Raw genomic sequence first — 10,721 nt, 5'->3', positions numbered from 1 at the left:
CTTTACACTATTTAATATTTTCTATCTTTCTTTCCTAAAAAAAATAGATTACATTATTAAAGCACATATATTTATTATTAGGGGGATTCTTCTATGAAGAATAAAAAATGGATTCAATTTTCTTTAGCAACAGCAATCACACTTAGTATAGGGAGTGCCTATATTCCGTCTACTTATGCCGAAAGCTCCGTAGACCCCGCTCCTGAAATTGCTGCAAAAGTTGTAAACCAAAACAATGGGAAGAAAGTATTATTTGATAATACGCACGGTCAAACGGCTGGGACAGCTGACTGGGTTATTGATGGCGGTTTTTCTGATTTCGGAAACGGCATTGCCCAAAACGGATATCATGTAAAGGAACTTCGTAAATCAACATCTATTACATACGACGATTTAAAAAATTACAATGTGTTTATCGTTCCCGAAGCAAATATTCCTTATAAAAAATCTGAGCAAGATGCAATGTTACAATACGTGAAAAACGGTGGCAGTATTTTCTTCATTGCCGATCATTATAATGCAGATCGTAATAAAAACCGCTGGGACTCCTCAGAAGTGTTTAATGGATATAGACGCGGGGCATGGGATAATCCAGCAAAGGGTATGTCTAATGAAGAAACAACATCACAAGCTATGCAAGGAGTAGAAAGCTCTGATTGGCTATCCGATAATTTCGGTATTCGCTTCCGTTACAATGCACTTGGTGATGTTTCAGCTAAAAATATCGTCTCACCTGCGCAATCATTCGGAATTACAACTGGCGTTTCATCTGTAGCAATGCATGCCGGTTCTACTCTTGCGATTACAAATCCAAAACTAGCGAAAGGTCTTGTGTATCTTCCAGAAAATCCATCAAAATGGAATAACGCTGTTGATAGCGGCGTTTATAACGGCGGTGGTGTTGCAGAAGGGCCTTATGCCGCTATTGCAAAAGTTGGTCTTGGAAAAGCAGCCTTTATTGGTGATTCTTCTCCTGTTGAAGATGCATCGCCAAAATATGTTCGCGAAGACTCAGGTCAAACAAAGAAAACTTATGATGGTTATAAAGAAGAAAACGATGCTGTTCTATTAGAAAACATAGTGAATTGGTTAGCAAAGCAAGAAACATTTACAAGCTTAGATCAAGTAAGTGGTTTACAGCTTGATGCACCTACAGCTCTACAAACATTTGAACAACCAAGTTTATCAACAGAACCACAACCAGAACCTTGGAGCGCACCAAGTCAAGGTTACCAGTGGTTCAATACAAATACTTTCAAACCAGGTTCATACGGCTATAACGGTGCAGTGACAACGAGTGATTACGTAATTACGCACCCTAGCATTCTACCAAACAATGAAGTATTCCAAATGAAGATTCAAGTAAATAACTTATTACCAAATACAACATACAATAATTATTCTTTAGGTATTTTCACAACTGGCGGAACACAGGTAGCAAAAGTTCAAAATACAAATGGCACTTGGCCGTCTTCTTTCGGATATAGCAGTACATTCTCTTTCATAACAAATAACCAAGGATCTGCTGAAAAAATTGTGAACGTACAACTTGATCCAAATACAACTGGACAGGCAACACTTCGTCTACGTCAAAACACAACAGCGAAATATAATGAAACTGTAACGATTAATAAAAAATAATGAAAAAGGCAATCCGCATATGGATTGCCTTCTTCTCACTTCTCTTCTTTTGAGAAAAACATTCTTGAAATAACGATACCTATACTACCAACGATTAAGAATAACACCGCCCTAATCATCATCGACACCTCTGGTAGGTCAAGAAGGAATAACTTCCCTACTGTTACTACTAGTACGACTAAGCCAGCATATAATATTTCGTTCATCTGTCTATAACGGCCAAACCAAACTGCAAACAACGCATATACCATCCAGAATAACGATACAGATACGCTAATTATACTTCCATCTGTAGAAAGAACTTCACCGATCCTAGTAATTGTAATAAATACAATGACCATTAACGAGTAGAGCGCTATGGAATAAACATATTTACCAAAACTCGCTAACACTTCTTTCGCTTGTCTCATGCAATAATAGAACGTTCCTATCAAAATAATATGAGCGACAAATCCTGCTGAAATGAACTGATCGAACGGGCTAAAAATCGTCTGTACCATTCCAATAGCATAAATTGTTGCACTTACATACAATTTAATATTTTGCTTTACTTTAATAGCAGTAACCATACCGAGGAAACCTTGTAACAACAATACGATTGCTGCATTCACCAAACTGTACTCGTATAAAATCGCTAAACTAAATGATCCCATTGCAAAGCCAAATATTAGATTTGTAAATACAGAATGTTTATTCTTCCTATATTCAAGTGCGAACATAACAGCATGCACGAGTGCACTTATAACTAATCCCCACGTTGTAAATTCAGGAATTTGAGAAATAGCTAAAATAAAGAAAACTGCATTCGCACTAAATATCGCCAATCGTGCTTCTTGTATAAAAATTCTCTCCGAAAACATATGCCAAAATAATAGTAAATGAATTGCACCGTATACAACTGTTAACTGTACTTGCACATTCTCTACTAATATTGACATAACAGCAAAGAAGACAAATAGGACAATTGCGGCCACAACATAAGAAATCATATACAAGTACTTATAACGGTTTCTCAATGCATACCATAATAGGCTAATTGTTAATATCGTCTCATAACTAAAGAAAATATACGTATTAGGAGTCGTACTATTTAATAAGAAAGGAACAAAAAATGCTCCTACCGCCACGAAAATAGCGAGGTATTCCGATCTATACCTTCTCGCTAAATAAATCCCTAAAATAACCCATACAATATTACAGAAAAACGCAATACTTGCAGGAATAAATTCATATAAATAATGTGCCGCAAACGTTGTTAAAACAATTCCCGTAATACTTCCTCCAGCTAATACTAACCCTAACGCTTGCCGCTCGCTTTTAATTTGTACATCTCCTACATAATACAAACCGGCAGATAGTACTATACCAAACACAACCCGTATCGCTGGTGTTAATAAACCAGCATCTACCCCTGCTTTAAATAACCAAATAACGCCAAGTAGCATAATACCGACAAATATGCGTGGTAACCATGTTTGACAAAACTTTATAATATTAAAGGGTTCTGGTTTAAATGCAGATATATCTACTTGTTTCACCTCTGGCTCTTGCATGGACTCCCTCGTCTTAACTACATCTTCTTGTAACTTTTTATTACTTACCGCTTCAATATATTCTTTCTTTTCCTTATTAACATTTTGTTGAACTTTATCTACTTCTATTTTTCTTTGCTTCGCTTTCAATTCATAAAGTGTCTCTTGCATCGTTTCAATTGCCGTTTCGAGCGCTTCTATTTTCTTATTTAAATCCTCCTTCATACACTCCCCCCTCATCATCGATTTTTCACTCAACCTATATATTACCAATTACCTTTATCATACTCTTAGTCTATTCATTTTCAATACTATTTTTCCAAAAAAGAAAGGTGTTTTCCGAAATAGGAAAACACCTCTTACTTATTTATTCTTATTTATAGTAACACTAACAATTACACCGAGGCAGACACCTACAAATGCCGGAACAATCCAACCCACACCTTCTGAATAAAACGGAAGAATTTTTAGTAGTGGTGTCCATTTATTCATCAGTACACTTTTGTTTAAAATATCAATCGCACTAAATAACGCTACGATTCCAATCGTTACCGAATATACGTATACATACTTCCCAATATACTTATGGAATAACCCTAAAATAATAAGCGTTAGTGCAACTGGATAAATAAATCCAAGAATCGGTACTGATACTTTTAAAATTTGCGTTAATCCTAAATTAGCTAAAACCATACTAACAAAACTTAATATAAATGCCCAAACTTTATAAGATACTTTCGGAAATACACTTGCGAAAAATTGACTGCAAGACGTAACAAGTCCGATTGAAACACATAGACAAGCGACAGTAAAAATAAGACCTAATAAAACTAACCCACCTTGTCCAAATAATGTCGTCATAACTTGTGCTAACACTTGCGCACCGTTATCAAATGTGCCCAACGAACCACTAATTGAGCCAACATATCCAAGAATGACATAAATAATAGATAATAAAAGCCCTGCTCCAATACCAGCAATACTCATATATTTCGCTAAACCTTTATCATCCTCTACACCTTTTGCACGCAGAGCATTTGCAATAACAATCCCAAATATTAAAGCTGCTAGCGCATCCATCGTTAAATACCCATCTAAAAACCCTTGGAACATAGGAGCTTGTCCATAATTTCCTGCAGGCTCTTTCACACTGCCTACTGATGTAAACATACTTTTTATAAATATAATGGCAATCATACATAATAATAAAGGCGTTAACACCTTCCCAAACAAGCCCATTAATTTAGACGGTGATAAACTTAACCAGTAAACGATACTAAAGAAAATAGCCGTGTACAATAACAAGACTACGCTATCCGCTTCTGGGAACAACTGACCTGGTCCCATTTCAAAAGCTAAACTCCCTGCACGTGGTATACCAAGAGCAGGGCCAATAAATACGTACACAATACATGGAAAAATAATTGCAAATGAAGAATGAACCCTGCCCGCTAACGTTTGAAAGCTCCCTGCTTTCGCAATAGCGATAACACCTAATATCGGAAGTCCTGTTGCTGACATAATAAAACCTAGCAATGAAATCCACACATGCTCTCCCGCTTCGTATCCAAGGAAAGGTGGAAATATAAGATTCCCCGCTCCAAAGAACATAGAGAATAACATAAGACTAATAAGCAAAATTTCTTTTTTCTGTAACAATTTCATTTTTTCTCCTTCTTCAATTTCATCTCGTGTGAAATCTATTCCACACATAGGGAAAACGCGATACTCCGCTTCCTTACAAAGAAAACATAGTCCATAGTCTACCATAAAAGAAACACCCATTCTATAGCGATTTCCCTTTTCCAATTTCTTCTGAAAAATCAACCTTTATTGACTTTCAATAGTTAATAAAGTAAAATATTAAATATACAAAACTATTAACTTTGTTTTTTGTTTGTGTCAGGAGGAAAAATCACATGGAATCAACGATACAACTAGAAAGAGAACAACAAAGAAAAAAGAAACATCCTCCCGGTTTATACTTACTCTTCTTTACAGAAATGTGGGAAAGATTTAGTTACTATGGATTACGAGGATTATTAACATTATATTTAACAACAGCTTTAGTAAGTGGTGGTCTTGGGTTTAGTCCAGCTTTGGCACTCTCTATTTACGGATTTTATACTGGAGCTTGTTATTTCACACCATTAATTGGTGGATACTTAACAGACCGTTTTCTAGGTAGACGAAAAGCCATCACAATTGGTGGTATCACAATGGCGCTCGGTAACCTTACACTATTTGCCTTGCAAAACCAAGTCGGCCTATACCTCGGATTAGCGCTTATTATTATCGGTAATGGATTCTTCAAACCAAATATCTCTACACTTGTTGGAGAATTATACGAAGAGCACGATCCAAAACGTGATAGTGCATTTACCATTTTCTATATGGGTATTAACGTCGGTTCATTTTTAGCTCCACTCGTTTGCGGATTTTTGTCAGAAAATTTATTCAAAACAACAGTGGACGGTGTTGTTCATTACGGATTCCGTTACGGTTTCCTAGCCGCTTCAATCGGAATGATCATTGGACAAATTTTATTTACAACACTATCTAATCGCTTCCTTGGTGATATCGGTAAAAAGCCATCTCGCGATTTACAAACGACAGATGGACAACAAACAGTAGGAAATACACCGTTAACAAAAAAAGAAAAACAACGTACCGCAGTTATCGTCATTTTAACATGCTTTGTTGTCTTCTTCTGGGCTGGCTTTGAACAAGCTGGTAGTTCGTTAACATTATATACAAACAAATTTGTAGACCGCTCTGTGTTCGGATGGGAAGTTCCAACATCTTGGTTCCAATCGGTCAATCCGTTATTTATTATTTTACTTGCCCCAGTCATTTCAGCATTATGGGCAAAACTGGCAACTAGAAAACGTGGTGACATGAAAATCCCAACAAAAATGGGACTTGGTATGATCCTACTCGGTATCGGTTATATCATTCTAGTTATCGCTACATTAAAAACAGGTAGTGATGAACATAACATTACAGAAAAAGCAAACTTACTATTTATCGTCTTTACGTATCTTTTCCATACGTTAGGTGAGCTATTCTTATCACCTGTTGGACTATCAATGGTTAGTGCACTTGCTCCAGTAAAACTTGCTTCTTTATTAATGGGAGTATGGCTAGCAAGCTCAGGAATCGCCAACATTTTAGGTGGACAACTTGCGAGCTTTACAACTTCACTTGGATATTCTGAAGTATTTACAGTAATCGGAGCTGCAGCGATCGTTTTAGGTTGTGTTTTATTATTAATTTCTAAGAAATTAGTGAAATGGATGGATTAAAAAAAGATGAGGAATTTCTCCTCATCTTTTTTTATGCTTTCTCGCCCTTTTCTATTGCTTGTTCATACAGATCTTTGTGCTCTTTATATTCACTTGGTACGAAGTTTTTATAGAAGAATGACAGCCAGCTATCTCCTTTTTTATATCCTTCTTCTCGGATTTCTGCTGCCTTTTTATTTGATTTAAATCCTTCCGTAAACCATTTCTTTAATGTTTCATTCTTTTCATACTTAGCAGGAACTTTTAAGTCGTAGTTTTCAAATGCATATGTATATCCAGCTTTTTCCGCCATTTTTTGGGCAGACTTATATCCTGTTTCATACGCGGTTTCATATGCTTTCACATATGTATCCTTTTCAGTATTTCCAGGTTTCTTTTCAGCTAATTCTTTACCAGCTTTTTCACCAAGTTCCGCTTGTTCTTTTTCAATCTTTTCGGTTCTCTCTTTATTACCTACTTGGAAACCTTCTGCAAAGTTCACCTTAAACTCAGGAGTAATTTGACTATCGTCCATTGCTTCTTGTGCTAATCCTTGCTCTTTACCTTTTTCAAAATGCGCTTTTTTCTGTTCTTCTAAAGACCATGCCGTAGCATACGCAGTTGTAAATGCTTGTTTATATGCATCTGACTTTCCAGCTACATGTCCTTCTGCATTGTTTTTTCCTGCTTTAAAATCTGTCTCTCCGTTTTTTTGCCCTTCAGCTTGTCCCTTTTCAGCCTCAGCTTTACGCTGCGCTTCCTCTGCCTTACGTGCTTCTTCTGCTTTGCGTTGTTCTTCTGCAGCACGCTGTCTCTCTTCCTCTACTTTGCGCTGTTCTTCTGCAACACGCTGTCTCTCTTCCGCTGCTTTACGCTGTTCTTCTGTAGCACGTTGTTTTTCTGCCTCAGCATTGCGCTGTACTTCTGCTTGTCTTTCAGCTTCTACAGCACCATTATTATTTTGGCTAGGAGCTGGACTCGTTGCACCACTACTAGAAGCTGGTTTATTGTGATAATGATATTCCCCGTACTGCAATCCCCATTTCTCACAATTTGTACGGCACGTATGTCCACCATTAGCATCTGTACGCCCTGGATGTGCATAAGCAGAAATTGGTGCTACCAATAACGCTACACTTGTTGTTAAAAGAAGTTTTTTTACTTGCTGTTTCACTTTTGTTCCTCCCAAAATCTAGAATCATTACTTTATTATACAAAAATAGAAAAATACTTAAATACCAACTAAAATATTCTTTTATTTCTCAATGTTGGATAAAAAAAGAAGGTTCACTCTTTAAAGAGTGAACCTTCTTTTTTCTTTATTTCTTAGCCTTTGTTCCTACTAGATCACCCGTAATAACAAAACGCTTAGAATTATCCTTAACAGATACACATGTAATAAGTGTTATCTCATCTTTCCCATGATCCTCTACAACTTCCCATTTATCAGGAGTCACTTCAGATACACCGGTAACAGTATACTCATACTCATTTGCATTGTCATACAAATAAATTTTATCGTTCTTCTTTAAAGTTGATACATCACTAAATAAAACACCTTTTTTTGACATATTATGCCCTGCAAGCGCATAATTCCCCTGTCCCATTACTTGATTTTCTCTTACAGTTGCCGCACCTGATAATAAATTCTTTTCAGTCGACGCTTTTAAAACAGGAAGTTCTAATGAGATGCTCGGAATTGAAATACGACCGATTACTTGTTTTTTATCTAACGATGCACTCGCTACTTCTGCCAAGTCTGGTTGATTAATTTTTGAAGCATCTACAAATTCCGTGTCATGCTTTTCATATTCCATCTTTTGAACAGCTTGTACATTCGCTGTCTGTGTCTTCTCTGCCTTATATCCATCATAAAATGGCTTTCCGATTAATACACCACCTACAACAAATAGAAGGATTGCTACTATACTATAAATTCTTTGCTTATTCATATACAATTCCTTTCCGTTACAAAATCTTACTCTATATAAAATGATAAGATAATATTGCTATATGTACAAGTATAAGCTGAAAAAGAACCCTTCTTGCTAATGCAAGAAGGGTTCTTTTTAGACTAACTTATTTCTGTATAGGGATACGTAGAAGACTGTCATTTGAATAAAAAGCATGAAAAATAAAATATATAATGGATATCCAGGAATATATAAATTAGCTACAGGGGAAAGTGTTAAAAATCCAATAGCAATAACTATCCCATACCAGAATGAAATAAATGTTGTCCGGCATGCCTTTTGTGTAATTGCTTTTTCCCGCTCGTCTTCTTGTGGAAATAATAACGGGTACATCCAATAAGAAAGAGCTTTATGTTTCTTCTTTTGAACTTTATAAAAAATCGTCGTTATAATAGCTACAATTGTTAACAATCCTAATGGCATCATATTGATTGTTACTTCAAACGGTAATTTCTCAGTTTCAATAATATTTGCCAGCTCTATCCAAGCATAATAGAGCTCAATAAATGCCCAAAAAGCTATCACAAATCTCAGCACATTTAAGATATAGGAAACCCCAATTCTATTCATCCTCTTCCCCCTCCTTATTTAAAACAAACACATCTTCCATCTTTAGCTGGAACACATCACAAATCGTCAATGCTAACAACAATGAAGGAACATAATCCCCTTTTTCAATTGCAGCAATTGTTTGTCTCGTCACTCCGACCTTTTCTGCTAATACACTTTGCGTAAAATTAAAGCGAGCTCTTAATTCCTTCACTCTATTTAAAATGGTCAAATTTACCACCTCTCACTATTATTGTATGCTGCTCTTAACAAAATGTAAACTCAACTTAACATTATTTTTACAAAAAAATCCAACTTTACGTATTGTAAAGTTGGATTACGTTTTAGTTTAAAATTGTAACTTTAACAGTTCTTCTACCCCAATTATTAGCTGTTGCTGAATCTGGCATTAATAAATCAATTATATGCCCTTTTATTGCACTACCAGTGTCTCCAGCAATCGCTGTTCCATACCCTTCTACATATACAGTAGAGCCTAAAGGTATAACAGCTGGATCTACAGCAATTAACTTCATATTTGGATTTGCAGTTAAATTATGCCCTAACTTAGATTTTACAGTTTCACCCGCTTTATAGCCATTTTCAGATGGATCAGCTGTATAAGCAGTTGCTGTTACATAAAATTCTTTTCCACCTTGAGCTGGTTTCGTGTCAGGCTTAGACTCTGGTGCTGTATTGTTTGCTACAGGCTCTGCCGGCTTAGCTGCTACTGGCTTAGCTGCTGCTGCCTTCGCTTTTGCTAACTCTTCTTGCTCAGCCTTTGCAGCTGCTTCCGCTTTTGCACGCTCTTCCGCTGCAATTCTTGCTGCTTCTTGTTCACGAGCGATTGTTTCTTGTACTGCCTTCATATTTGATTCAATTTTAGCTTTTTCTTCTACTGCTAAATTAAGTTGGCTTGCAATCGCATTATATTTAGCTTGAACTGTTTGTAAGTTATCTTGACGTTTTTTCAAGTTATCTTGCAAATCAGCTTGTGCTTTTGCTAATTTTTGTTTATCTACTACTAAAGATGCTTCTTTTTCGTCAATCTCTTTTTTATCTTCTTCAATTTGACGAAGATCTTGTTCTTGTAGACGTAAAATTTCTTTATCTGCATCTAAAATTGTAGATACCGCATTCATACGTTGTATAAAATCAGCAAAGTTTTTTGATTCCACAACAACTTCTACTACTAAACTCGTATTTGAGCTATTTTGAACAGAAACCATACGTTTTTTCATAATATCCTTACGAGCAAGGACTTTATCTTCTAAAACGACAATATCTGCTTTTTTTTGTTCAATCTGCTTATGTGTTTCATCGATTTTACTTTGAATAGCAGCTTGATCCTCTTTATTTTTTGCAATTGTATTATTTAAATTATGTAGTTCGTTTTCGATACCTTGAATTTCTTTACTAACAGCTTGCTTCTCTTGCTCTTTCTTCTGCATATCTGCATCGTTTTGCTGCAATTGCTGTTGCATGTTGTTAAGTTTTTCGTCGTTTGACTCTGCTTTTACAGCGACTGTACTAGAAAGACCAATGATTCCTGCTAATACTAGACTACTGATTCGCTTAAAATAGTTCATAATCCGACTCCCTTCTTATACAGTTATACATGATTTATTTTACAGTTTGTTTACAAAACCATTAAATACAGTTTATTTTTCATGACAAAAAAAAGAGAATTGTGAATAAAATGTAATAGATTCTTAAATATTTACCAATTCCTATATTTAAAA

Annotated in this window: 9 protein-coding genes; 2 read left to right on the top strand and 7 right to left on the bottom strand. The window is 35.8% G+C overall.

What is annotated here, in order from left to right:
* Positions 1-93: 93 nt before the first annotated feature.
* A complete protein-coding gene (locus tag KI356_RS19065; protein WP_097832896.1) occupies positions 94-1,641 on the top strand; it encodes a DNA-binding protein in 1,548 nt (515 codons plus the stop codon).
* 35 nt (positions 1,642-1,676) lie between these two features.
* Here the strand turns inward: KI356_RS19065 and KI356_RS19060 are convergent, their stop codons facing one another.
* Positions 1,677-3,398 carry a DUF2339 domain-containing protein gene (locus KI356_RS19060; protein WP_212936145.1) on the bottom strand — a complete coding sequence of 574 codons (1,722 nt, stop codon included), beginning with the start codon at positions 3,396-3,398 and terminating at the stop codon, positions 1,677-1,679.
* A 138-nt stretch (positions 3,399-3,536) separates the two neighbouring features.
* Positions 3,537-4,838: a branched-chain amino acid transport system II carrier protein BrnQ1 gene (brnQ1, locus tag KI356_RS19055; protein ID WP_212936144.1), complete on the bottom strand. Its 1,302-nt coding sequence runs from the start codon at positions 4,836-4,838 to the stop codon at positions 3,537-3,539.
* Between the two features lie 254 nt (positions 4,839-5,092).
* On the opposite strand from brnQ1, the gene KI356_RS19050 reads away from it, so the two are divergent.
* Positions 5,093-6,478, top strand: coding sequence for a peptide MFS transporter (locus KI356_RS19050; RefSeq protein WP_212936143.1), 1,386 nt, complete (start codon positions 5,093-5,095; stop codon positions 6,476-6,478).
* A 31-nt stretch (positions 6,479-6,509) separates the two neighbouring features.
* Here KI356_RS19050 and KI356_RS19045 read toward each other — a convergent pair whose 3' ends face one another.
* The 5 genes from KI356_RS19045 to KI356_RS19025 all read right to left on the bottom strand — a co-directional run bounded on the left by KI356_RS19045 (position 6,510) and on the right by KI356_RS19025 (position 10,568).
* Positions 6,510-7,631, bottom strand: a complete 1,122-nt coding sequence (locus KI356_RS19045) for a YHYH domain-containing protein (RefSeq protein WP_212936142.1) — start codon at positions 7,629-7,631, stop codon at positions 6,510-6,512.
* A 145-nt stretch (positions 7,632-7,776) separates the two neighbouring features.
* Positions 7,777-8,409 (bottom strand): class A sortase, encoded by a 633-nt coding sequence (locus tag KI356_RS19040; protein ID WP_212936141.1) that lies wholly within the window; start codon positions 8,407-8,409, stop codon positions 7,777-7,779.
* A gap of 117 nt (positions 8,410-8,526) precedes the next feature.
* Positions 8,527-9,000: a DUF2178 domain-containing protein gene (locus tag KI356_RS19035; protein WP_002134421.1), complete on the bottom strand. Its 474-nt coding sequence runs from the start codon at positions 8,998-9,000 to the stop codon at positions 8,527-8,529.
* The gene (locus KI356_RS19030) at positions 8,993-9,211 is read right to left on the bottom strand and encodes a helix-turn-helix transcriptional regulator (RefSeq protein ID WP_000154019.1); all 219 of its coding nucleotides are present in this window, start codon (positions 9,209-9,211) and stop codon (positions 8,993-8,995) included. The genes KI356_RS19035 and KI356_RS19030 overlap by 8 nt, the downstream gene beginning before the upstream one ends.
* Positions 9,212-9,323: 112 nt before the next feature.
* A complete protein-coding gene (locus tag KI356_RS19025) occupies positions 9,324-10,568 on the bottom strand; it encodes a 3D domain-containing protein (protein WP_128282834.1) in 1,245 nt (414 codons plus the stop codon).
* Between the last annotated feature and the right edge of the window lie 153 nt (positions 10,569-10,721).

It is taken from the genome of Bacillus hominis (genome assembly GCF_018332515.1).
GTDB lineage: Bacteria > Bacillota > Bacilli > Bacillales > Bacillaceae_G > Bacillus_A > Bacillus_A hominis.
Note: the sequence above shows the minus strand (reverse complement) of the source record. Positions and strands in the feature narration are given on the sequence as shown.